The sequence below is a fragment of the Kitasatospora sp. NPDC058162 genome (assembly GCF_042884005.1).
Lineage (GTDB): Bacteria > Actinomycetota > Actinomycetes > Streptomycetales > Streptomycetaceae > Kitasatospora.
The window spans coordinates 84,176-106,903 of the sequence record NZ_JBHVUS010000016.1; the positions used below are offsets into that span (position 1 = coordinate 84,176).

The following is a 22,728-nucleotide window of genomic DNA, read 5'->3' on the forward strand; positions in this document are numbered from 1 at the left end:
GGGGCGCCGAGTCAACGGATCTGGGCGGGGGCGTTCCGCATGGTGGACGCCGCCGTGGAGGTCCGGACGTTTCCGAAACATCATCGAAACATTCAACAGCGTATTGACGCGTCCCGTACACCGCGAGTTACCTAGCGGCGGGAGCGCAACCCACCACTGCGATGCTCCCGTTCCCCCGAACCGACGGCGTTCCCCCCGAATCGACGGCCCCACCACCGTCAGCACCCGTGCGCCACGACCCGCTGACCGCGCGGGTGTTCACCCCCCCCCACAAAGCGACTCTGGAGCCCGCCCATGCCTCTTCGAAGGATCCTGATCGGAATACACCGCGCCTGGACCGCCGCCCTGGTCCTGGCGCTGGCGCTCGCGACCGGCGCGCTGGCCGCGACGACCCCGGCCGCGGCGGCCGGCGGCAGTCTGAGGGCGGCGGCGGAGGCCAAGGGCCGCTACTTCGGCACCGCCATCGAGCGCGGCGACCTCGGCGTCGGCGGTGAGGTCGCCGTCGCCGGGGCGCAGTTCGACATGCTGACCCCGGCCAACGAGATGAAGTGGGACACCGCCGAGCCCTCCCGCGGCTCGTACAACTTCGGCCCGGGCGACCAGCTCGTGCAGTTCGCCAAGTCCAAGGGCATGCGGGTGCGCGGCCACAACCTGGTGTGGCAGAACCAGCTCCCGGGCTGGGTCTCGAACCTGCCGCAGAACCAGGTGCGCTCCGCGATGGAGTCGCACATCACCGCCGAGGCCGGGCACTACAAGGGCCAGGTCTACGCCTGGGACGTGATCAACGAGCCCTTCAACGGCGACGGCTCCTTCGTCCCGCACGTCTTCTACCGCGCGATGGGCGTCGACTACTTCGCCGACGCGCTGCGCACCGCGCACGCCGCCGACCCGGGGGCGAAGCTCTACATCAACGACTACAACATCGAGGGCCTGAACGCGAAGAGCGACGCCCTCTACCGCCTGGCCAAGTCGCTGCTCGCCCAGGGGGTGCCGCTGGGCGGCATCGGTCTGGAGAGCCACTTCGTCCTCGGCCAGGTCCCCTCCGACCTCCAGGCCAACATGCAGCGGTTCGCCGACCTGGGCCTGGACGTGGCCGTCACCGAACTGGACGACCGGATCCAACTCCCGGCCTCCGGTGCGGCGTTGCAGCAGCAGGCCAACGACTACGCGGCCGTGGTCCGGTCCTGCCTGGCCGTCTCCCGCTGCGTCGGCGTGAGCCAGTGGGGCGTGGACGACGCCCACTCCTGGATCCCCGGGACCTTCCCCGGGACGGGCGCGGCCACCATGTACGACGGCAACGACCAGCCCAAGCCGGCCTACTCCGCGGCGCTCTCCGCCCTCGGCGGTTCGAGCACCCCCGGTGGCGGCGGCACCACGGGCGCGCTGCACGCGGTCGGGGCCGGCAAGTGCCTGGACGTGCCGAACAGTTCGACCACGGCGGGCACCCAGGTGCAGATCTACAGCTGCTGGGGCGGCACCAACCAGACCTGGACCCACACCTCGGACGATCAGCTGACCGTCTACGACGGCAGCAGCCGGCTGTGCCTGGACGCCTCCGGGCAGGGTGCCGTCAACGGCACCAAGGCGGTCGTCTGGCCGTGCAACGGGCAGGCCAACCAGCAGTGGCACCTCAACGCCGACGGCACCGTCACCGGCGCCCAGTCCGGCCTGTGCCTGGACGTGACCGGCGCCTCCAGCGCTGACGGCGCGCTGGCCCAGCTGTGGAGCTGCGGCGGCGGCAGCAACCAGCAGTGGAACCTCGGCTGACAGCACGACAGCATCACAGCACAACAGCAGTGCGGCCGGACGGCGCCGGGACTCCCGGACCGTTCGGCCGCACCGTTCTCACGGCCCGTCCGGCCCGGTCCGCCGGACGGGCACACGAGGTCCCGCCCGGCGGCTCCGTCAGCCGCTCGTGGCCGGGCCGGCGTCGGGCGCGCGGTCGTGGCCGGCGGCGGCCGGGCGCGGCGGGGCGGTGCTGCTGCGCTCGACCAGGCTGGTGGCCAGGTCCACCCGGAGCGTGCCGGGCTGCACCCCGCGGGCCAGGTCGATCACCAGGCGGGTCGCCGTCTCGGCCATCTCGGTGAGCGGCTGGCGCACGGTGGTCAGCGGCGGGCCCACCCAGCGGGCCAGCGGCAGGTCGTCGAAGCCGACCACGCTGACGTCCTCCGGGATCCGCAGCCCCAGTTCGCGGGCGGCCTCGTACAGGCCGAGCGCCTGGAGGTCGTTCCCGGCGAACACGGCGGTCGGCCGGTCCGGCAGGCCCAGCAGCTCCAGGCCGAGCCGGCGACCGGACTCGTGGTGGAAGTCGCCCTCGCGGACCAGTTCCGGGTCGTACGGGATGCCCGCGATGTCGAGCGCCGCCCGGTAGCCGTCGGCCCGGGCCCGGCTGCACATCATCCGGGCGGGGCCGCCGATCAGGCCGATCCGGCGGTGGCCGAGGTCGAGCAGGTGCCGGGTGGCGGCGAGGCCGCCGTCCCAGTTGGTGGTGCCGACGGCGGGCACCTCCTGGCCGGGGTCGCCGGCCGGGTCCATCACCACGAACGGGATGTCCCGGCGGGCCAGTTGCTCGCGCAGCGAGCGGTCCAGGTCGGACAGCACCAGCACCACGCCGGTGGGGCGGCGGGCGAGCACCCCGTCCACCCAGGACTGGCCGGGGCCGTGCCGTTCGGCGGACTCGGAGAGCACGATGCTCAGGCCCTCCTCCCGGACGGCGTTCTCGACGCCGCGGATCACCTCCACCGCCCAGGCGCTCTCCAGCTCGTGGAAGACCAGTTCCAGTAGCGGGCTGGTCTGGCGGTTGCCGCGCCGCCGCCGGTAGCCGTACTGCTGGAGCAGTGCCTCCACCCGCTCCCGGGTGGCCGGGGCGACGTCGGCGCGCCCGTTGAGGACTTTCGAAACTGTCGGTGCCGAGACCCCTGCCTCCAGGGCGATCTCGGCGAGCGTGGCCGCTCGGTCCACGGGTTCCTCCTGCACTGCCCCTGCTGGGCGAACGCCGTCGTGGGTGGCTGTCGGTACGGCCGCGGGCGGGCCGTACCGCACGGATGCTAGCCCGCCGGCCCGCCGGCGCCGATCCCGTCCGTGCTCTTGACGAGCAGTCAGGGCGGTTCTAAGTTTCCCACAACATTCGGCAACTTGCTCGAAACATTCGAAACAGAGGGCAGGATATGCGATCCAGACTCGCCGCGGTCACCGCGGTCACCGCACTCGTCCTGGGGACGTCCGCTGCCTGCAGCTCCAGCGACTCCTCCTCCGACAACGGAGGCGGGACGATCCACGTGCTGGTCTACGGCGACGCCGGCAACAAGGTCGAGAAGCAGATCGTCGAGACCTTCAACAAGACCTCCAAGGTCAAGGCGGTGCTCGACACCATCCCCGGCGCGGACTACCAGCAGAAGCTGCAGACCGTGATCAACAGTTCCCGGGCCCCCGACATCTTCTTCAACTGGGGCGGCGGCTCCATCCAGTCGTTCTACAAGGCGGACCTGCTGCTGCCGCTGGACGGCATGATCGCCGAGGACCCGGGCCTGAAGGACAACTTCCTGCCGTCGGTCTTCAACTCGGCGGTGATCGACAAGAAGGCGTACGGGATACCCATGCGCGGCACCCAGCCGGTGCTGCTGTTCCACAACAAGAAGGTGCTCGCGGACGCCGGACTCACCCCGCCGAAGACCTGGGACGAACTCCTCGCCGACGCCAAGGCCCTGAAGGCCAAGGGCATCACCCCGATCTCCCTCGGCGGCGGCGACCAGTGGCCCACCCTGATGTGGTTCGAGTACCTCTACGACCGGGTCGCCGGCCCCGGCCTGTTCCAGAAGATCCTCGGCGGCGACAAGGAGGCCTGGGCGAGCGACGACAGCCGCAAGGCGCTGACCACCCTCAAGCAACTGGTCGACGCCGGGGCCTTCGGGAGCAACTTCGACTCCGTCAAGTTCACCGACGGCGGCTCCCCGGCCCTGGTCGCCAAGGGCAAGGCCGCCTTCGAGCTGATGGGCTCCTGGTACTACTCCACCCAGCAGGACGCCAACCCGGACTTCGTCAAGACCGGGCTCGGCTACACCGCCTTCCCCGCCCTGAGCGGCGGCAAGGGCGACCCGGCCGACGTCGTCGGCAACACCAACAACTTCTACTCCGTGCTCAAGAAGACCAAGCACCCGGTGGAGGTCGCGAACTTCCTCAAGCTGATGTACTCCGAGGAGTTCGTGAAGGCCCAGCTGGCCATCGGCAACCTGCCGACCACCACCAACACCCCCGACCACTTCGACCTCTCCGCCAGCCCCGGCTACTCCAAGGACCAGTACCAACTGGTCAAGGACGCCCCCTCGTTCCAGCTCTCCTGGGACCAGGCCTACCCGCCGAGCGCCATGACCCCGATGCACACCGCGGTCCAGCAGTTCTTCAACGGCGCACTCGACGCCGACGGCTTCATCAAGGCCATGCAGGCCTTGCCGACGTCATGACGCGCGCCACCGGGCGCGGCGCGGGGTCGACCCGTCCGGGACTCGTCTGGGCGCTGCCCGCCGCGGTGTTCTTCGGAATGTTCGCGCTCACACCGCTGCTGCTGGTCGCCGTGCTCTCCTTCACCAGCTGGGACGGCATCGGCGACCCGCACTTCAACGGCCTGGACAACTGGACCGCCCTGTTCCACGACCCGGTGATGCTCCAGTCCGTCTGGACCACCCTGCTGCTCACCGCCCTCGGCGTGCTGACCCAGACGCCGGTCAGCATCCTGATCGGCGTCTGGGCCGCCGGGAAGCAGCGCAACCGGGCCGTGCTCTCGGCGATCTACTTCGTGCCGCTGCTGCTCTCCGCGACCGCCGTCTCGGTGGTCTGGCGGGCCGTCCTCGACCCCAACTTCGGCGTACCGGCCGAGCTCACCTGGCTGTTCGGCGACGGCAACCTGCTCGGCACCAAGAGCGGGGCGGTCGGGGTGCTGACCTTCGTCGGCGTGTGGCAGTTCACCCCGCTGCACGCGCTGATCTACCAGGGCGGCGCCCGGGCGATCCCCCAGGTGCTCTACCAGGCCGCGGCGGTCGACGGGGCGGGCCGGGTGCGGCAGTTCCTCCACATCACCCTGCCGCAGCTGCGCAACACGATCATCACCTCGACGATCCTGATGGTGGTCGGCGGCCTGACCACGTTCGACACGGTGCTGATCCTCACCCAGGGCGGCCCCGGCACGGACACCACCGTCACCTCCTACTACATGTACCAGAAGGCCTTCAAGAGCTTCGACTTCGGCACCGGCTCGGCCATCGCGCTGGTCCTCGTGGTGGTCGCCACCCTGATCTCGCTCGCGCTGGTCCGGCTCTCCCGCTACGACCGGATGCGCGGCACGGCGGAGGGCCTCTGATGCGCGAACGCCCCAACGTCCTGGCCGGGTTCGGCTCCCTGGTGTGGCTGGTGCTGGTCGGCCTGCCGCTGTACGTGCTGCTGATCGCCACCTTCCGCACCCGCGCCGACTACTCCACCGAGGGCCCGCTGAGCCTGCCCAAGCAGTGGACCGTGCAGAACTACCTGACCGATCTCTCCTCCGGCTTCGGCCGGGACTTCCTCAACACCCTGACCGTCACCGCCGGCGTGGTCGCCATCGTGCTGCTGGTCGTCCCGCCGCTCGCCTACGCCATCGTGCGCGCCCGCGGCCGGGCCACCGGCTGGGTGTTCCGGCTGTTCCTGCTCGGGCTGGCGATCCCCGCCCAGGCGGTGATCGTGCCGATGTTCTTCGTCATCAGCAAGACCGGCCTGTACGACCACCTGCTCGGCGTCATCCTGCCGACCGCGGCCTTCTGCCTGCCGGTCTGCACCCTGGTGCTGACCGGAGCGATGCGCGACATCAGCCCCGAGCTGTACGAGGCGATGGCGATGGACGGCGCCTCCCCGGCGCGGATGTTCCGCCGGCTGGTGCTCCCGCTGTCCAAGGGCGGTCTGTCCTCGATCACGGTCTTCGCCGCCCTCCAGGCCTGGAACGGCTTCCTCTTCCCGCTGATCCTCACCCAGTCCGACTCCACCAAGGTCATCACCCTGGGCCTGTACGACTTCCAGACCGAGCACGGCGTGGACGTGCCCGGACTGCTCAGCGCCGTGGTGCTGTCCATGCTCCCCGTCTTCGTCGTCTACCTGTTCGCCCGCCGAGCCCTGGTCCAGGGCCTGACGGGGGTCGGAGGAAAATGAACGACCACCGCAACCCCGAGTCCGTGCCCCCCTGGCGCGACACCGCGCTCACCCCGGAGGCCAGGGCCGACGCCCTGATCGCCGCGATGACCCTGCGGGAGAAGACCGCCCAACTGGTCGGCGTCTGGGTCGGCGCGAACCCCGACGGCGACGAAGTCGCCCCCCACCAGCACGAGATGGAGCCGCCGCCCGACCTCGACACCCTGCTGCCGTACGGGCTCGGCCAGCTGACCCGGCCGTTCGGCACCGCCCCGGTCGACCCGGCGCTCGGCGCGCTGTCGCTGCTGCGCACCCAGCAGCGGATCGCCGCCGCCAACCGCTTCGGCATCCCGGCGCTGGCCCACGAGGAGTGCCTGGCCGGCTTCGCCGCCTGGGGGGCCACCGCGTACCCCGTGCCGCTGTCCTGGGGTGCCGCCTTCAACCCGGAGCTGGTCCGGACGATGGCCGCCGCCATCGGCCGCGACCTGCGGTCCGTCGGGGTGCACCAGGGCCTGGCGCCGGTGCTCGACGTGGTCCGCGACGCCCGCTGGGGGCGGGTCGAGGAGACCATCGGCGAGGACCCGTACCTGGTCGGCACCATCGCCACCGCCTACGTCCAGGGCCTGGAGTCCGCCGGGGTGGTGGCCACCCTCAAGCACTTCGCGGGGTACTCCGCCTCCCGCGCCGGACGCAACCTCGCCCCCGTCTCGATGGGCCCGCGCGAACGCGCCGACGTCATCCTGCCGCCCTTCGAGATGGCCGTCCGCGAAGGCCGGCCCCGCTCGGTCATGCCGGCCTACACCGACACCGACGGCCTGCCCTCGGCCGCCGACCAGGCGCTGCTCACCCGACTGCTCCGGGACACCTGGGGATTCACCGGCACGGTCGTCGCCGACTACTTCGGGATCGCCTTCCTCGCCTCGCTGCACGGCGTCGCCGACGGCCGGTCCGAGGCCGCCGCCCTGGCCCTGGCCGGGGGAGTCGACGTCGAGCTGCCGACCGTCGACACCTTCGGACCGCCGCTGTTCGACGCCGTCGTCGCCGGCGACGTGCCGGAGCGGCTGATCGACCGGGCGCTGCGCCGGGTGCTCGCGCAGAAGGCCGAACTGGGGCTGCTGGACGCCGACTGGAGCCCCGTGCCGGCCGCGCTCGCCGAGGCAGACCTGGGCGAACCGGGGTCGCTGCGCGGCTCGGTCGACCTGGACCGGCCCGCCAACCGGGCGCTCGCCGCCGAGCTCGCCGAGCAGGCCGTGGTGCTGCTGCGCAACGACGGCCTGCTGCCGCTGCGGGCCCCCGCCCGGATCGCGCTGATCGGCCCGAACGCCGACGAGCCCACCGCCGTGCTCGGCTGCTACTCCTTCCCGGTGCACGTCGGCAGACAGCACCCCGAGACCCCGCTCGGCATCGAACTCCCCACCCTGTACGAGGCGTTGGCGACCGAGTTCGCCGGCAGCAAGCTGCACACGGTGCGCGGTGTGACGGTCGACGGCGAGGAGAGCGACGAGGAGGCCGCCGGCATCGCCGAAGCCGTCCGCGCCGCCCGGGAGGCCGACGTGGCGGTGCTCGCCCTCGGCGACCGGGCCGGATTGTTCGGGCGCGGCACCAGCGGCGAGGGCTGCGACGCCGCCTCGCTCGAACTCCCCGGCAGACAGCGGCAGTTGTTGGAAGCCGTACTGGACACCGGCACGCCGGTGGTGGTCACCCTGCTGGCCGGGCGGCCGTACGCGCTCGGGCGCGCCGCCACCGAGGCGGCCGGGATCGTCCAGTGCTTCTTCCCCGGGGAGGCCGGGACGCGGGCGCTCGCCGGGGTGCTCGGCGGGCGGGTCAACCCGTCCGGCCGGCTGCCGGTCTCCGTCCCCGCCCACCCCGGGGTCCAGCCCTCCACCTATCTGGCCGCGCGGCTGGCCCAGGCCGGCGGGGTCTCCAGCACCGACCCGACACCCGCCTTCGCCTTCGGACACGGGCTCGGCTACAGCGAGTTCAGCTGGTCCGGCCCGGAGGTGGAGACGGCCGAGACCGGCACCGACGGCGCCTTCCGGCTCGCCTTCGAGCTGCGCAACGCCGGCTTCCGGGCGGGCACCGAGGTGGTGCAGCTCTACCTCCACGACCCGGTGGCCGGCGTGGTCCAGCCGGTGCAGCGGCTGATCGGCTACCGCCGGATCCCGCTGGATGCCGGAGCGGGCTGCCGGGTGGAGCTGACCATCCCCGCCGACCTGGCCTCCTTCACCGGCCGCGACGGTGAGCGGATCGTCGAACCCGGAGCGCTGGAACTTCGGATCTCCGCCTCCAGCGCCGATCCCCGGCTCACCGTGCCGCTGCGCCTCACCGGCCCGACCCGGGAGCTCGACCACACCCGCCGACTGCACCCGGCCATCACCGTCCACGAGCTCCCACCCACCCCCGCCCCGTAGCGGAGGAACCCCGGGTCCGCATTCCGCACCCCTGACCCGGCTCCGTGTCCTCGGATATTCGACATCGATTCGATGAATTCCATGGAATTCAGGGGCAGGAATTATTGGTTGACATGCAGTCAGGAATTCTGAAACCTTTGGTAAATGTTCGAATCGAAGCGCTTCGACAGTGCCGGTGTCATTCGGTCGAGGGTGGAACACCTGGTCCTGCTGCTGCGCCCGCTGCGTGACGCCCGCCCACCGCTGCTGGCCGCGCTGGTCGGGCTCCTGGTCGTCCAGGCGGCCCTGCCGGCCGCCTCCGCCCTGGCCACCGCCGCCCTGGTGGCCAGGGTGCAGAGCCATCCGGGCGCGGACCTGTTCGACGCCGCCCTCGTCCCGCTCGGCGTCTTCGGCGCGGTCCTGCTCCTCGGGCACGTGATCGAGGCGCTGAGCGCGCCGTTGGGGCAGCTCGCCGGGCTGCGCATCGACGGGGCGCACCGGACCAGGATCCTGCGGCTCACCACCGCGATCCCCACGATCGAGGCGCTGGAGACGCCGGAGGTGCAGCAGCTGATCCGCCGGGCCCGTGCCCAGCCGACCAACTGGACCGAGCGGACCCCGGCCGACGGCGCGCTCGGGCGCCTGCGCCGCCTCGCCTCGCTGCTCGGCATGGTCGGGGCCTGCGCGGTGCTGGCGCAGTACGTCTGGTGGGCCGTGCCGGTCCTGCTGGTGCCCGGCGCGGTCAACCAGTACCTGCGCAACCGCCAGGCGAGCGCCTTCACGGCGGTGTGGCGCAAGGGCGTCGAGCACGGACTGCGCGCCGAGGCCTGGCGGGAGGCGCTCATCGCCGTCGGCCCCAGCATGGAGGTGCGGGTCTTCGGCTTCGGCGAGTGGATGGTCGGGCGCATCCAGCAGCACCTGCGGGCGATGTTCGGTCCCACCTGGGAGGCGTCCAGTCGAATGCTGCGCAGCGAGTGGACCCAGTTCCTGCTGTTCGGCGCGCCCCTGGTCGTCGTCTACCTCGCCGTGGCCGGGGACGCCGCCCACGGCACGGTCGCCGTGTCGGCGCTCACCGCGGTGCTGACCGCCGCCTGGTCGCTCGTGCAGTCCCTGGGCTACAGCGAGGACGTCCGCAACATCCGCGCCGCCACCGAGGGCATGCTGGCCTACCAGGAGCTGCGGGAGCTCCTCGGCCCGGCGGCGTCGGCCGCCGACGCGGACGCCCTCCCGGCGCCCCGCGCGGAGCGCCGCACCGAACCGCCGCTGGTCGCCTTCGAGTCCGTCTCCTTCACCTACCCGGGCACCGAGCGCACCGTGCTGAACGGCCTGGACCTGGAGATCCGGCCCGGCGAACTGCTGGCCGTGGTGGGGCTCAACGGCGCGGGCAAGTCCACCATGATCAAACTGCTCTCCGGCCTATACCGGCCCACCGGGGGCCGGATCACGGCGGACGGCACCGACGTCGCCGACCTGGGCGTCGCCGCCTGGCGCGAGCGCGTCTCGGTGGTCTTCCAGGACTTCGTCAAGTACCAGCTCTCGGCGGCCGACAACGTCACGCTCGGACACGCCACCGTGCCCGTCGACCGGGCCGCGCTGGCGGCCGCCGCCAGGGACTCCGGCTTCGACTCGGTGCTGGAGCGGCTGCCCGACGGCTGGGACACCCCGCTGGCGCGCACCCGGACCGGCGGGGTCGACCTCTCCGGAGGCCAGTGGCAGCAGGCCGTCCTGGCCCGCGCCCTCTACTCCGTGCACACCGGCGCCGACCTGCTGGTCCTCGACGAACCCACCGCCCACCTGGACGTGCGCACCGAGTTCGACGTCTTCCGCCGACTCGCAGAGCACCGCGGCCGGGCCGGCGTGGTGCTGATCTCGCACCGGCTCTCCACCGTCCGCCAGGCCGACCGGATCGTGCTCCTGGACGGCGGGCGGATCACCGAATCCGGCACCCACGACGAGCTCATGGCCCTCGGCGGCCGGTACGCCGAGCTCTTCGCCATCCAGGCCGAGCGCTTCCGGCTCGGCTACGACGACCGCACGGACGAAAGCGAACTCCTGTGACCCCGGACCCGCAAGAGCCCGAGTACCGCGTGACCGCACGGGACTACCTCGGGCTGGCCCGAGAGCTGCTGGCCGTCTCCTACCGCCGCTCACGCCGGCTGACGATCGGCGTCCTGCTCACCCAGGCGCTCTCGCTGATCACGGTCGCCGCCACCGCGCTGACCCTGCGCGCCGCCATCAACGGCGCGATCGACCACGACGCCGGCAGCGCGGCCGCCGGGGCGGTCGCCGCCGCCCTCGTCTACGCCGCCACCGCCGCGCTCGGTGACATGGGCTTCAACATCAAGGGCCAGCTCGTCGACCAGGTGGCCGTGCTGGACCTGCCGGCCTCGATCAACCGGGACATCGCGCTGCTGGAGGGCCTGGAGCACGTCGAACGCAGCGACTTCCTGGACCGGGTGACCATCGTGCTCGGCGGCCCCTGGCACATCGTCAACGGCTTCTGGTCGGGCGTCACCGCCGTCTTCGGACTGCTCCAACTCGGTGTCTCACTCCTGCTGCTGGGCACGGTGAGCCCCTGGCTGCTGCTCCTGCTGCTGTTCGCCGCCGCCCCGCTCTGGTTCGACCGGCAGGGCCAGCGCCGGGTCAGCCGGGCCGAGACCGAGACGGCGGAGGCGATCCGCCTCCAGCGGCACCTGTTCGAGACCGCGTCGGAGGCGGCGGCCGCCAAGGAGATCCGGGTCGCCGGGGCGGGCGGCGAACTGGCCCGCCGCCAGGCCGCCGTCTGGGAGGAGGCCGCCGAGCACCGCTTCCGGTCCCAACTCCGCGCCGCCGCCTGGCGGGTGAGCGGCTGGGCGCTCTTCACCGCGGGCTTCGTGGCCGCCCTGGCCGTCGTCATCCACCGCACCGCCCGGGGGCACGGCTCACCCGGCGACATCGTCCTCGCCGTCACCGTCGCGTCCACCCTGCGCGGCTCGGTCGAGGCCGCCGTCGGCCGGACGACGGACTCGGCGCCCTGGACCTCGACGAAGCCGTGCACACCGTGTCGTTCACGGCGGGCGGAGTCCGCTACCGGCGGGAGAGCTTCGTCTCCGCCCCGGCGGGCCTCCTCGCCGTCCGCCTCACCGCGGACACCCCCGGTGCCCTGACCTTCCGGACGAGCCTGGAGACGCCCCACCCGGCCGCGGCCACGGCCGCCGAGGCGGCGGCCCTGTCGATCTGCGGGCGCGCCCCGGCGAGCGTCGCGAGCTGGCAGGGCGGCACGCCCACCGCCTACCGGGACGGCGAGGGCACGGGCTTCGCCGCCGCGATACGCGTGCGGGCGGTCAACGGCGGCACCCGCGCCGTGGACGGCGGGATCGAGGTCACCGGCGCCGACGAGGCCGTGCTCCTGATCTCCGTCGGCACTGGGTTCCAGGACTGGCGCAAGCGCCCCGACGGCGCCGAGACGGCGCTCGCCGAGGCCGGCCGCCGACTCGACGACGCCGAGGGCACGGACTACGACGCGCTGCGCGCCGCCCACGTCGCCGACCACCAGCGGCTCTTCGGCGCGACCTCGCTCCGGCTCCCAGGCGCCGGGCAGGCGGAGCTGCCGACCGACGAGCGCCTCGCCGCCGCCAACACGGGCACCGCCGACCCGGGGCTCGCCGCCCAGCTGTTCGCCTACGGCCGTTACCTCCTCATCGCCTCCTCCCGGCCCGGCACCCAGCCCGCCAACCTCCAGGGCATCTGGAACACCTTCGTCACGCCGCCGTGGAACTGCGACTGGACGTCGAACATCAACCTCCAGATGAACTACTGGCCCGCCGAGACGACCGGTCTGGCCGAGTGCCACGAGCCGCTGTTCGACCTCGTCACGGACCTCGCCGAGTCCGGCCGCTCCACCGCGCGGGCGTACTACGACGCGCCGGGCTGGTGCTGCCACCACAACGTCGACATCTGGCGCGCCACCAACCCGGTGCTGGGGTTGCCGGTCTGGGTCCACTGGCCGATGGCCGGGCCGTGGCTCGCCGCCCACCTGTGGGACCACCACCTCTTCCACGGGGACCGCGCCTTCCTCGCCGACCGCGCCTACCCCGTGATGCGCGAGGCCGCGCGCTTCCTCGCCCACCTCCTCGTCGAGGACGAGGACGGCACGCTGGTGACCAGCCCGTCCACCTCGCCCGAGCACCAGTTCCGGCTGGCCGACGGCAGGCTGGCCGCCGTCAGCTCCGGCTCCACGATGGACTACTGGCTCGCCGCCGAACTGCTCGACAACACCGTCGCCGCCGCCCGCGAACTCGGCGTCGACCACGACCTGGCGGAGGACCTGGCCGGCCTCCGCGCCCGGCTGCGGCCCCCGGCCCTCGCCGCCGACGGGCGCCTGCTGGAGTGGCGGGACGACCTCCCCGAGGAGGACCCGGGCCACCGCCACCTGTCCCACCTGTACGGCCTCTACCCGGGCAGCGCCGTCGACCCGCTCACCGACGACACCCTGCTGGACGCGTCGCGCCGCGCCCTGGACCGCCGGCTGGAACACGGCGGCGGCGGCACCGGCTGGAGCCTCGCCTGGGTCGCCGCGCTGGCCGCCCGCCTCGGCGACGGCGACCTCGCCGGACACGCCGTCGAGCGCCTGCTCGCGACCTCCATCGCGGCCAACCTCTACGACCTGCACCCGCCGCAGCTCTTCCAGATCGACGGCAACTTCGGCATCACCGGCGCCATCGCCGAGATGCTCCTGCAGAGCCACAACGGCATCGTGCGGCTGCTGCCCGCGCTGCCGCCGTCCTGGCCGGACGGCGACGTCCACGGCCTGCGCGCCCGGGGCGGCCTCACGGTCGGCCTGAGCTGGCGCCACGGTGTGCTGACCGGGGCCGAGCTGAGCGCCACCCGGGACGTCACGGTCGACCTGCACCTGCCCGGGCGCGGGGGCGTCCCCGTCCTGACCGACCAGACCGGCAAGCTGGTCGAAGCGACCATGGTCCCGGGCGGCGCCCGACGCCTACGGCTGCGCCTCGCGGCGGGCATCTGCCTCCGGCTCTCCTACCCGAAGCCGGACGTCGGGCACTGAGGGTCAAGGGCGGGGAGGGGGAAGGGTCTCGGCCCCCGGGGCCGGCTCCGGCCAGACCAGCAGCACGGGGCAGGGCGCGTGGTCGACGACGAAGCGGGTGGCCGGGCCGAGGCTGTGCGGCCCCAGCCGGGTGCGGTCGCCGTCCCGGGCCAGGACCAGCAACTCGGCCCCCTCCGCCGCCGTGACCACCTCGCGCTCGGTGCGGCCGCTGCGCTCCACCCGGGTGCAGGGCCGGCCGAGGCGGTCGGCGGCGGCGTCCAGGAGGTGCCGCCCCGAGGCGGCGGCGAGGCGCTCCACCTGGTCGCCGGGGTCGCGCTCGCGGTGGCCGCGCCCCAGCAGGCCGGCGAAGGCGCCGTGGGCGAGGCCGGGGACGTCCTGGCCGCTGACGTGCAGCAGGACGAGCTCCGCGCCCTGCGGCGCGTGCACGCGGGCGGCGTCCACGCAGGCGGGCCAGGTGCCTTCGGCGATCCAGACGACGACGGTCACGGTGTCGGCCTCCTCAAACTCCGATGATCTGCAGGGACCCCCACAGTGCCACCACGGACAGCGTCAGGGCGGCGGGTACCACGAGCAGCCCGAGCCGGGTGAACTCGCCCAGCCCGATCTCGGTGTCGTGCTCGCGGACGATCCGCCGCCACAGCAGGGTGGCCAGCGAGCCCGCGTAGGTGAGGTTGGGGCCGATGTTCACCCCCAGCAGCACCGCCAGGACGGCCCCGGAGCCGGACGGGACGGCCAGCGGGAGCAGCACCAGGGTGGCGGGCAGGTTGTTGATGACGTTCGCCAGGACGGCCGCCAGCGCCGCGACGCCGAGCAGCGCGGGCAGCGAGCTGCCGTCCGGGACGAGGTGCCCGAGCGCGGAGGCCAGCCCGTTGTCGACCACCGCCCGGACCACGATGCCGAGCGCGAGGACGAAGGCCAGGAACGGCACGGCGGCCGAGCGGACGATCGCCGCCGGGGAGGTGCGGCGCCGGGCGAGCGCCCGGACGGCCAGCACCAGCGCTCCGGCCGCGGCCGCCCAGGCCGGATCGACCCCGATGACCGAGGTCAGCACGAAGCCGGCCAGCGTGCCCGCCACCGTGAGGAGCGCGAACAACGGCATCTCCGGCACCGCCACCTCGGCGTCGGACGCGGTGCCCGCGTCCAGGTCGGCGGCGAAGTAGCGGCGCAGCACCACGTACTCCAGGGCGACGGCCGCCAGCCAGGGCAGCGTCATCAGGGCGGCGAAGCGGGTGAAGCTCAGCCCGCTGGCGGCGAAGGCCAGCAGATTGGTGAGGTTGGAGACCGGCAGCAGCAGCGAGGCGGTGTTCGACAGGTGGGCGCAGGCGTACAGGTGCGGCTTGGGACGCGCACCGAGCCGGGCCGCCGTGGCGAACACCACCGGCGTCAGCAGTACCACGGTGGCGTCCAGGCTGAGCACCGCGGTGATCACCGACGCGACGACGAACACCTGGGCCAGCAGCCGCCGCGGACTCCCGGCCGCCGTTCGGGCCATCCAGGCCCCGCAGGCGCGGAACAGTCCCTCGTCGTCGCACAACTGCGCCAGCACCAGCACGGCCGCCAGGAACCCGATCACCGGCCCGAGCCGCTGCGCCTCGGCCACCGCGTGCGCCCACGGGATCGCGCCGGTGGCGACCACCAGGCCCGCGGCGGGCACCGCGACCACCGCCTCCGGCCACCCCCACGGCCGGGCGACCGCACAGACCAGCACCAGGACCAGCAGGCCGACGGACAGCGCCTCGGCGAACGACGTACTCAGGGTCCTGCTCCATTTCGGGCGGTGGTGACGACGCCCCTATCGAATCAGACATCCCCGGGCGGCCGCCCATCAGCTCGGCCTCCGTACCGGCCGTCAGCCGTCCCCCCGCGCCAGGTGGCCGCGGACGGCGTCCAGGGTGGTCGCGATGAGGTGCGACTGCGCGAGCGGGACGAGGTGGGCGGCGGTGTCGCCCCCCACGGCCGCGTCGACCGCCTCGACCATCAGGCGGTAGGGGTTCTGGGCCGGGTAGTGGCGCCGGTCCGCGCCGGTGGCGGTGAGGGCGCTGGGTGCGGAGCCGGCGCAGTAGGCCGGTGGGGCGAGGGTGATCGAGCCGTCCGTACCGGTGGCGGTGAAGGTCTCGGCCACGGCGCCGAGCAGCGAGCAGCCGACCTCGGCCGTTCCCCGGCCGGGGAACTCCAGCAGGACCCGGGTGGCCGAGTCGGCGGAGCCGGGCCGCCAGTGGTCCTGCTCGGCCCGGACGACCCTCGGCGCGCGCCAGCCGAAGGCGGCGAGCGCGGCGGACACGGCGTAGTAGCCGACGTCGTAGAGGGCGCCGCCGCCGAGGGCGGGGTCGAGGCGGTAGTTGCCGGGGGCGGGGGCCAGACCGTCGAAGCGGGCGGTCACGGAGTGGACGGTGCCGATCGCGCCGCGGGTGATCAGGCCTTCGAGGTCCCGGGTGCGCGGGTGCCAGCGGTTCCAGGCGGCCTCGACGAGCAGCCGTCCGGAGGCGCGGGCCGTGGCGGTCATGGCGGCGACCTCGGCGGCGGTCAGCCCGAGCGGCTTCTCGCACAGGACGTGCTTGCCCGCGCGCAGGGCGCGCTCCACCCACGGGCGGTGGGCGCTGTTGTGGAGCGCGACGTAGACGATGTCGACGGCCGGGTCGTCCAGCAGCTCCCCGTAGTCGGTGTACACCCGCGCGGGGTCGAGGGCCCGGGCCCGTCGCGGGTCGGTCGCGGCGACGGCGTGCAGACGCGGGCCGTGGGCCGCGTGCACGGCGGGGGCGAGGCTGGAGGCGGCGATCGACCCGGCGCCCAGGAAACCCCAGTCGGCCATGGTCAGCCCGCTTCCGTCGACGAGGCCGGGGCGGCGGCCAGGTCCAGGACGAGGGAGCTCCAGCCGAAGGAGCGCGCGCCGTGCCCGGCCGCGTCCTCCGGGCCGTAGCACTCCCGGGTGGTGTCGGAGGCCGCGACCAGCGCGCAGGTGCGCGCCGCGAGGGTGTCGGCCTCCGCCCGGTAGCCGCGCCGGCGCAGGCCCCGGTACAGGTACCAGTTGAGGTTGATCCAGCTGGAGCCGCGGAAGATCGCCCCGGTGCGGAACCCGGGGTCGTAGCAGGGCTCGCTGGCGGCGACGCTGGGCACCGGGTGGGGTCGCCAGAACTCCCGTTCGTTCAGCAGGTGTTGCTCGATCACCCGGCGGGCGGCGGGCTCCGGCACCGAGTCCAGGAGGACGGGCAGCAGCGAGCCGGCGGTGAGGATCCCGACGCGCTTGCCGGCGACCAGGTCGAGGTCGTGGAAGGCGCCGGAGGTCTCGTCCCAGCAGTGGCGCATCAGGGCGGCGCCGATCGCGCGGGACTCCGCGGCCAGCCGGTCCGCGGTGCGCCCGTTCGCGGCGCGCCCGTTGGCTCCGGCCGTCCGCACCAGGCGGGCCAGGCAGGCCAGCCCGTCGGCGTAGACCGTGTTGACGAGCACGTCGTTCCAGACGAACAGCCGCCGCTCGCGCAGCGGGGACTCCGGCGTGCGGGCGGGGGAGGAGTAGGCGGTGATCAGCGAGCGCATCGCGTCGTGCCAGGCCTCGCGCACCGCGCCCGCGGCGGCCGCTTCGATGCCGAGGGCGCCGTCGTACTTGGGGCTGCTGTCCAGTCCGGACTCGTCGGGCTGGTAGATCTCCAGCAGGCCGGTGCCGGGGCTGGTGCGGTGGTCCCTGAGCCAGCCGAAGAAGGCGAGGGTCGGCGGCAGGACGCGGCGCAGCCAGAGGTCGTCGCCGGTGGCCCGGTACACCCGCTCGACGGCCCGGGCCACCACGGGCGGGGCGATGGTGACGGACCGCCACCCCTCCCAGAGGTCGATCCGGAAGTCCTCGGTGGCCCGCGGGCGCAGGTCGTCCTGCCAGAGGACCATGTGCGGCAGGAAGCCGGTCGGGGTGGCCGCGCTGAGCAGGGAGCGCAGTTCGTCCCGGGCCCGGCGGGTGTCGACGTGGGTGAGGGCGATGGCGTGGAAGCTGCTGTCCCAGGCCCATTGGAAGGGGTAGCTGTCCGGGGAGGGGCAGGTGAAGTCGTAGTGGCGCTGGGCGGCCCGGGAGAACCCGGTGCGGTGGTTGCGGGCCAGGGTGTCGCGGGCCCGGGCGGAGCTCTCAGTGACGGACATGCGGGGTGGCTCCCGAGGGGGACGCGGCGGCGGGCGCCGGGCGCCGTCGCCCGGTGGCGAGCAGCAGCGCGGCGAGGGGCAGCAGGAGGCCGGCGAGGCCGAAGGCCGATCGGACGCCGAGCCGGTCGGACAGTGTGCCGAGCAGCAGGGGGGCGAGCATGATGCAGGTGCTGACCGCGAGTTGGACGCGGGCGGTGGCCTGGTCGGTGCGGCCGGGTGCGGCGCTCACCGCGAGCGCGAGGGTCAGCGGGAAGAGGTTGGCGACGCCCAGCCCACCGAGGAACAGGCCCAGCAGGGCGAGCCAGGTGGTGGAGGCGAGCCACAGGGCGAGGAACCCGGTGGCGGCGACGGTCAGCGAGCCGGCCAGCAGTGCGGCCGAACGGGCGGTACGGGCACCGGCCGTCAGTCGGCTGCCCGCGAGTCGGCCGGCCAGCTCGCCGCCGTAGAACAGGGCCAGGGCGGCCGAGGCCTGACCGTCCGTCAGGTGTGCGGTGCCGGTCAGCAGGGGAGCGGCGTAGTAGGCGAGGCAGAACTCGAAGCCGACGACCAGGCCGCACAGGGCGGCGCGGAGCGGGAACGAGCCGGCCGGCCGGTCGGGCTGCCGTGCCGTGGTTGTGGTGTCTCCGGGGGAGGGGGCGCCCCCGGGGGAGGGCAGGGCGCGCGGGCGCAGCGGCTCCGCGCGCAGCGCCGGGTACATCGCGGCGACGGCGAGGGCCGGCAGCACCAGGCACCAGTTCCAGTCGGCCCCGGCGCCGTCCAGGCCGCTGATCACCAGCGGCGCGGCGAGCGCGCTGACGCTCGCCGCGGCGTTGGCCTCGACCAGGGCCCGGGCCCGCAGGGATTCGTGGGCGCCGTGGTGCTCGGCCAGCACCGCCAGGGCCGTGGTCTGCAGCAGCGCCCCGCCGATCCCGCCCAGCAGCGCCGCCGTGAGGGTGACGGCGGCCGAGAGTCCGGTCGCCAGCAGGAGCGAGCCCAGGGCCAGGGCGGTGAGCGCGGACCAGAAGAGCGTCCGGTGCTCCAGGCGGGTCCGCAGTCGGCGGAACAGCAGGTTGGTGAGCATCGCGCCGGCCGCGAAGGCGGTGGAGTGCAGGCTCATCAGCGCGTAGGACAGCCGCAGGTCCTGGCGCAGCAGGGGCAGCAGCGGGCCCAGCGCGTAGAGGACGTAGGCGTACACGGCCAGGCCGCCGTAGGCCGTGGCGGTCAGCCGGTCGCGGGCGAAGGCCGGGATCCCCTGGGCCCGGGCGATCGGCGCCGGGGCGGCGGTCACCCCGGTATCCCGGCCTGCTCGGCGAGGGCGCCGGGGGCGCCGGCACCGGAAGCGGTCGAGGTGGCCGAGAGGGCGGGGACGGTCGCGGCGGCCGTGCGGCGCACGTGGTCGAGCAGGACGGACGGGGCCAGCAGCGAGGTCTTCATCGACGCGCCCCGGCCGTAGCCGGTGAACGCCTCGCGGACGGCGGCCTCGTCGTCGAGCCGGGCCCGGGTGGTGATCAGCGGGGCGGGGTCGACCAGGCCCGATTCGACCAGCCGCAGGGCCACGGCGGTGACGTGCGCGGAGCGGGCCATCGGGAACGAGCGGACGTCGAAGGGGGTGGAGAGCAGCTTGAGGCCCTTGGCCAGGATCATCCAGGTGTTGAGCCGCTGCGGGACGGCCGTCGCGCCGTAGATGACGTACGAGCCGCCGGGGCGCAGCAGGCCCATCGCGATCTCCCGGATGTCCTTGTCCGGGGCGCCGGTCGGCCCGGCGGGGCGCGTCGGCGCGGCGATGTGGGGCAGGGCGTCGAAGACGTAGTCCGCGTAGTGGTCGTGGTGCTCGCGTACGTACGCCTCCAGCTCCGCGGACTGGGTGTCGGTGTTGAAGGCGTGGGCGGCGCCCTGCCGCAGGGCGAGGTCCATCCGCTCGCTGTTGCGGTCCAGCACGGTGATCGAGCCGGCGCCGAGGTGGCGGTGCAGCACCTGGACGGCCAACTGGGCGCTGGGGCCGCAGCCGAGGACGACGCAGGTGTCGCCGGGCTTCGGCGGGTTGAGCAGTAACGAGCGCAGGACGGAGGTCAGCGGCTCGATCACGGAGGCGAGGTCGGAGGGCACGTGCGGGGGCAGGACCACCGCCGCGGCCTGGTCGGCGTCGTAGAAGTTCCGCCCGGTGTACCAGGCCGTCTCGACGCCGGGGCGGCCCGGGAAGAGCGGCCGCAGCGCCCGGTACTCGGCCATTCCGCCGAAGTCGGTCTGCCCCCAGTAGGTGACCCGGTCGCCCGGCCGGACGTCGTCCCGGAGCCTTTTCCCGACTTCGACGACCCTTCCCACGTATTCGTGCCCGGGAATGATCGGCCAGTCCTCGGCGAAGAGGTGGCCGCGGAAGTAGGAGACGTCGGTCGAACAGATCGAAACGGCCTCGGTCTGCAGCAGGATCTCGTCCTCGTGACATTCCGGATCGGGCACCACGGTGCGATTGATTTCGCCGGGAGAGGACATCAGGTACGCGTACACGTTTTTCCCTCCGCACATTCGTGTCGTTCCACCGCTGGCGGTGGCGGGCCGCATTGCCCGCCGGTCTTTGCAGTCCCCCGTCGGAAATGTCATTCCGTGCGGTTCGTTCGGCGCCCTTCCCCTGCCCGCGGGCCGCGACCCTTCGTCCGCCCGCAGGCCGCGACCCTTCGTCCGGCCGCGGGTCGTGGCGGCGACCGCGCGGCTCGGGGGCGCCTCAGGACTCGACGGGTCGTCTCAGGACTCGACCTCGAAGGCGACGTCCAGTGCGTACCGGTCGCCCACGTAGCGGGTCCGGGTGAGTTCCAGGGGGTGCCCGTCCTGGTCCGTGATGAGGCGCTCCTCGACGAGCAGGGCGGTGCCCGGAGCCATCGCCAGCAGCTCCGCCTCGCGCTCGCCGGCCGTCGTGGCCCGGATGGAGGAGTGTCCGCGGGTCGGCGTCCGGCCGAGCCCGGCGAGCGTCTCGTGCATCGAGGCCGTCCGGAAGTCGACCTCCAGCAGGGCGGCGAGGTCCTCGGGGAACACCGCCCGCTCCAGTGCGGTCGGGGTCCCGTCGGCCAGCCGGACCCGTTCGATCTCGACGACCTGGGCCGACTTTCGGAGCAGGAGCCGGTGGACCTCCTCCGGCCGAGCGGCCCGGAGCGCGGCCGAGATCAGTCGTGACGACGGCTTCCGGCCTTGTCTGCGCATTTCTTCGCTGAATCGGACGAGGTTTTCCGCGCGACGGTGCGTCGGTGGTTCCGCGACGAATGTCCCGCGCCCGGACACCCGGTAGACCAGACCTTCCGTGACGAGCCGCTGAACGGCCGCCCGGGCGGTCATGCGGCTCACTCCGAATTCCTCGCACAAATCCGCTTCCGAGGGGAGCGGGTCATGCGGTCGGTGTTCGGCGATCCGGCTCCGGAGGGCCTGTTCGATCCGGTGGTACCTGGGCGCGAAATCCGTTTCCAAAAGGGGGCCTCCGAAATTGAGACTACGCCGTCTAGCTGTCTAGTCAACCAGCGTAGACCAGTGCAGAGCGGGACATTCCATGGCGAATGGCGTCAGGGGCAAGAGGCATGCAACGTGATTCGCATCACATTCGACCCGGCGTGCTCCGGGTGGGCTGGCTGTATAGACAGCTAGACAGCTCTGGGTTACCGTCGGACCGTCCGCGCGGTCGCGCCCCGAGCGGGGCGACGCGAAAACGCCTCACCCCTAGGACAGGCCCATGGACTCCACCGGCATCGAGGTCCGGCAGCTCGCCAAGATGATCGACCACTCGCTCCTCAGGCCCGAACTCACCACCGCCGAGGTCCTGCGCGGCTGCGAACTCGCCGCGACCTACGACGTCGCCTCCGTCTGCGTGCGCCCCGCCGACGTCACCCTCGCGGTCAAGGCGCTCGCCGGCACCGCGGTCGCGGTCGGCACGGTCATCGGCTTCCCGCACGGCGGCACCACCACGGCGACCAAGACGGGCGAGGCGGCCGACGCCCTGGCGGCGGGCGCGGCCGAACTCGACATGGTGCTCAACATCGGCCTGCTGCTCGGCGGCGAGGACGACGCGGTGCGGCAGGACATCGCGGCGGTCGTCGACGCCGTGGCGGGCGCCGGCCTGACCAAGGTGATCTTCGAGAACGCCTACCTCGACGACGAGGCCAAGCTGCGCGCCTGCCGGCTCAGCACGCTGGCGGGCGCGGACTACGTGAAGACCTCCACCGGCTTCGCGCCCGGCGGCGCGACCCTGGAGGACGTCCGGCTGATGCGGGCGAACGTCCCCGCGCACATGAAGGTCAAGGCCGCGGGCGGGGTGCGCACCCTGGACCGGATGCTGGAGTTCGTGGCCGCCGGCGCCGAACGCTTCGGCGCGACCGCCACCGCCACCATCCTGGACGATCTGGCGGCCCGTCAGTCCGTCTGAACGAGGGGCATGGGGTGCTCAGCTCGGGTCCGGCCAGACGCCCCGCTCGGAGAGGTGGAGGACGAGGCCGGCGATGTTCCAGGCGTCGTCCTCGCCGCGGTGGTGGCGGCCTTCGAGCCGCCGTCCGGCGAGCTCCAGGGCCTTTGCCATGCCGGGGCGTTTGCGCAGGCCGTACGCGTCGGTGAAGACCGCCTTGGCGTTGGTGTGGTGCCGGCCGAAGGGGTAGGGCGTCCGGGTGGACTGGCACTGCCGGGTGAACTGGTTGCGGTCGTAGTCGCCCCAACTGGCCCACGGGCGGGACCCGGCGTCGTGTTCGGTCGCCAGCAGCCGACACGCCTCCGCGAAGCCGACCCCGCCGTCCACCTCGTCCTGGGTGAGGCCGGTCAACTCCGTGCAGAACGTGCTGACCGTGGACCGGACGGGCTGCACCAGGATCCGGTGCCGGGCGAGGCGCTCCGCGGTGGCCAGGTCGACGACGGTCAGCCCGATCTCGATGATCTCGCTGACCGCGCCCGGCGGTTGGCCGCGGTCCCAGCAGGTGGCCTCGACGTCCACGACGTTCAGGAGCCGCTCGGCCCCGGTGCTGTCCATGGCGGAAGCGTAGAGAGGCGTGGTGGCCGGGGCACCTGGATTTCTCCGTG

The 22,728-nt window shown here is 73.2% G+C and carries 18 protein-coding genes and 1 pseudogene; 9 read left to right on the top strand and 10 right to left on the bottom strand.

Features of this window, described 5'->3' with window-relative positions; genetic code table 11:
- Positions 1–294 precede the first annotated feature (294 nt).
- Positions 295–1,767: an endo-1,4-beta-xylanase gene (locus tag ACFVXG_RS26380; protein ID WP_387930898.1), complete on the top strand. Its 1,473-nt coding sequence runs from the start codon at positions 295–297 to the stop codon at positions 1,765–1,767.
- A gap of 138 nt (positions 1,768–1,905) precedes the next feature.
- Here the strand turns inward: ACFVXG_RS26380 and ACFVXG_RS26385 are convergent, their stop codons facing one another.
- Positions 1,906–2,961 carry a LacI family DNA-binding transcriptional regulator gene (locus ACFVXG_RS26385; RefSeq protein ID WP_387930899.1) on the bottom strand — a complete coding sequence of 352 codons (1,056 nt, stop codon included), beginning with the start codon at positions 2,959–2,961 and terminating at the stop codon, positions 1,906–1,908.
- Positions 2,962–3,167: 206 nt separating this feature from the next.
- Between ACFVXG_RS26385 and ACFVXG_RS26390 the strand changes: the two genes are divergently transcribed.
- The 7 genes from ACFVXG_RS26390 (at position 3,168) to ACFVXG_RS26420 (ending at position 13,587) form a co-directional block, all read left to right on the top strand.
- A complete protein-coding gene (locus ACFVXG_RS26390; protein WP_387930900.1) occupies positions 3,168–4,460 on the top strand; it encodes an ABC transporter substrate-binding protein in 1,293 nt (430 codons plus the stop codon).
- A complete protein-coding gene (locus ACFVXG_RS26395) occupies positions 4,457–5,353 on the top strand; it encodes a carbohydrate ABC transporter permease (protein WP_387930901.1) in 897 nt (298 codons plus the stop codon). Before ACFVXG_RS26390 ends, ACFVXG_RS26395 begins: the two co-directional genes overlap by 4 nt.
- The gene (locus tag ACFVXG_RS26400) at positions 5,353–6,171 is read left to right on the top strand and encodes a carbohydrate ABC transporter permease (RefSeq protein WP_387930902.1); all 819 of its coding nucleotides are present in this window, start codon (positions 5,353–5,355) and stop codon (positions 6,169–6,171) included. The genes ACFVXG_RS26395 and ACFVXG_RS26400 overlap by 1 nt, the downstream gene beginning before the upstream one ends.
- Complete coding sequence (locus ACFVXG_RS26405; protein WP_387930903.1) at positions 6,168–8,561, top strand: beta-glucosidase; 2,394 nt, start codon at positions 6,168–6,170, stop codon at positions 8,559–8,561. The genes ACFVXG_RS26400 and ACFVXG_RS26405 overlap by 4 nt, the downstream gene beginning before the upstream one ends.
- 144 nt (positions 8,562–8,705) lie before the next feature.
- The gene (locus ACFVXG_RS26410) at positions 8,706–10,598 is read left to right on the top strand and encodes an ABC transporter ATP-binding protein (RefSeq protein ID WP_387930904.1); all 1,893 of its coding nucleotides are present in this window, start codon (positions 8,706–8,708) and stop codon (positions 10,596–10,598) included.
- Between the two features lie 29 nt (positions 10,599–10,627).
- A complete protein-coding gene (locus ACFVXG_RS26415) occupies positions 10,628–11,686 on the top strand; it encodes a hypothetical protein (protein WP_387930905.1) in 1,059 nt (352 codons plus the stop codon).
- Positions 11,572–13,587, top strand: a complete 2,016-nt coding sequence (locus tag ACFVXG_RS26420; protein WP_387930906.1) for a glycoside hydrolase N-terminal domain-containing protein — start codon at positions 11,572–11,574, stop codon at positions 13,585–13,587. The genes ACFVXG_RS26415 and ACFVXG_RS26420 overlap by 115 nt, the downstream gene beginning before the upstream one ends.
- Before the next feature lie 3 nt (positions 13,588–13,590).
- Here the strand turns inward: ACFVXG_RS26420 and ACFVXG_RS26425 are convergent, their stop codons facing one another.
- The 8 genes and pseudogenes from ACFVXG_RS26425 to ACFVXG_RS26460 form a co-directional block, all read right to left on the bottom strand.
- A complete protein-coding gene (locus ACFVXG_RS26425) occupies positions 13,591–14,073 on the bottom strand; it encodes a universal stress protein (protein WP_387930907.1) in 483 nt (160 codons plus the stop codon).
- A gap of 13 nt (positions 14,074–14,086) precedes the next feature.
- Positions 14,087–15,343 carry an arsenic transporter gene (locus ACFVXG_RS26430; protein WP_387930970.1) on the bottom strand — a complete coding sequence of 419 codons (1,257 nt, stop codon included), beginning with the start codon at positions 15,341–15,343 and terminating at the stop codon, positions 14,087–14,089.
- Positions 15,344–15,436: 93 nt separating this feature from the next.
- Positions 15,437–16,396, bottom strand: coding sequence for a Gfo/Idh/MocA family protein (locus ACFVXG_RS26435; RefSeq protein ID WP_387930908.1), 960 nt, complete (start codon positions 16,394–16,396; stop codon positions 15,437–15,439).
- 2 nt (positions 16,397–16,398) lie between these two features.
- Positions 16,399–17,706, bottom strand: coding sequence for a hypothetical protein (locus tag ACFVXG_RS26440; protein WP_387930909.1), 1,308 nt, complete (start codon positions 17,704–17,706; stop codon positions 16,399–16,401).
- Positions 17,693–18,973 (bottom strand): MFS transporter, encoded by a 1,281-nt coding sequence (locus tag ACFVXG_RS26445; protein ID WP_387930910.1) that lies wholly within the window; start codon positions 18,971–18,973, stop codon positions 17,693–17,695. The genes ACFVXG_RS26440 and ACFVXG_RS26445 overlap by 14 nt, the downstream gene beginning before the upstream one ends.
- The gene (locus tag ACFVXG_RS26450; protein WP_387930911.1) at positions 18,970–20,142 is read right to left on the bottom strand and encodes a zinc-binding dehydrogenase; all 1,173 of its coding nucleotides are present in this window, start codon (positions 20,140–20,142) and stop codon (positions 18,970–18,972) included. Before ACFVXG_RS26450 ends, ACFVXG_RS26445 begins: the two co-directional genes overlap by 4 nt.
- A gap of 282 nt (positions 20,143–20,424) precedes the next feature.
- A complete protein-coding gene (locus ACFVXG_RS26455) occupies positions 20,425–20,877 on the bottom strand; it encodes a GntR family transcriptional regulator (RefSeq protein ID WP_387930971.1) in 453 nt (150 codons plus the stop codon).
- 66 nt (positions 20,878–20,943) lie between these two features.
- Positions 20,944–21,138, bottom strand: a pseudogene (locus tag ACFVXG_RS26460) (GntR family transcriptional regulator); the annotation flags it as partial.
- Positions 21,139–21,397: 259 nt separating this feature from the next.
- On the opposite strand from ACFVXG_RS26460, the gene deoC reads away from it, so the two are divergent.
- Positions 21,398–22,087 (top strand): deoxyribose-phosphate aldolase, encoded by a 690-nt coding sequence (gene deoC, locus ACFVXG_RS26465; RefSeq protein WP_387930912.1) that lies wholly within the window; start codon positions 21,398–21,400, stop codon positions 22,085–22,087.
- Between the two features lie 18 nt (positions 22,088–22,105).
- Here the strand turns inward: deoC and ACFVXG_RS26470 are convergent, their stop codons facing one another.
- Positions 22,106–22,678, bottom strand: a complete 573-nt coding sequence (locus ACFVXG_RS26470; RefSeq protein WP_387930913.1) for an exonuclease domain-containing protein — start codon at positions 22,676–22,678, stop codon at positions 22,106–22,108.
- Between the last annotated feature and the right edge of the window lie 50 nt (positions 22,679–22,728).

Coding starts and splice junctions, on each gene's coding strand:
- ACFVXG_RS26435 (WP_387930908.1), bottom strand. CDS start 16,396: ATGGCCGACTGGGGTTTCCTGGGCGCCGGGTCGATCGCCGCCTCCAGC.
- ACFVXG_RS26395 (WP_387930901.1), top strand. CDS start 4,457: ATGACGCGCGCCACCGGGCGCGGCGCGGGGTCGACCCGTCCGGGACTC.
- deoC (WP_387930912.1), top strand. CDS start 21,398: ATGGACTCCACCGGCATCGAGGTCCGGCAGCTCGCCAAGATGATCGAC.
- ACFVXG_RS26470 (WP_387930913.1), bottom strand. CDS start 22,678: ATGGACAGCACCGGGGCCGAGCGGCTCCTGAACGTCGTGGACGTCGAG.
- ACFVXG_RS26400 (WP_387930902.1), top strand. CDS start 5,353: ATGCGCGAACGCCCCAACGTCCTGGCCGGGTTCGGCTCCCTGGTGTGG.
- ACFVXG_RS26455 (WP_387930971.1), bottom strand. CDS start 20,877: ATGCGCAGACAAGGCCGGAAGCCGTCGTCACGACTGATCTCGGCCGCG.
- ACFVXG_RS26440 (WP_387930909.1), bottom strand. CDS start 17,706: ATGTCCGTCACTGAGAGCTCCGCCCGGGCCCGCGACACCCTGGCCCGC.
- ACFVXG_RS26390 (WP_387930900.1), top strand. CDS start 3,168: ATGCGATCCAGACTCGCCGCGGTCACCGCGGTCACCGCACTCGTCCTG.
- ACFVXG_RS26405 (WP_387930903.1), top strand. CDS start 6,168: ATGAACGACCACCGCAACCCCGAGTCCGTGCCCCCCTGGCGCGACACC.
- ACFVXG_RS26410 (WP_387930904.1), top strand. CDS start 8,706: ATGTTCGAATCGAAGCGCTTCGACAGTGCCGGTGTCATTCGGTCGAGG.
- ACFVXG_RS26380 (WP_387930898.1), top strand. CDS start 295: ATGCCTCTTCGAAGGATCCTGATCGGAATACACCGCGCCTGGACCGCC.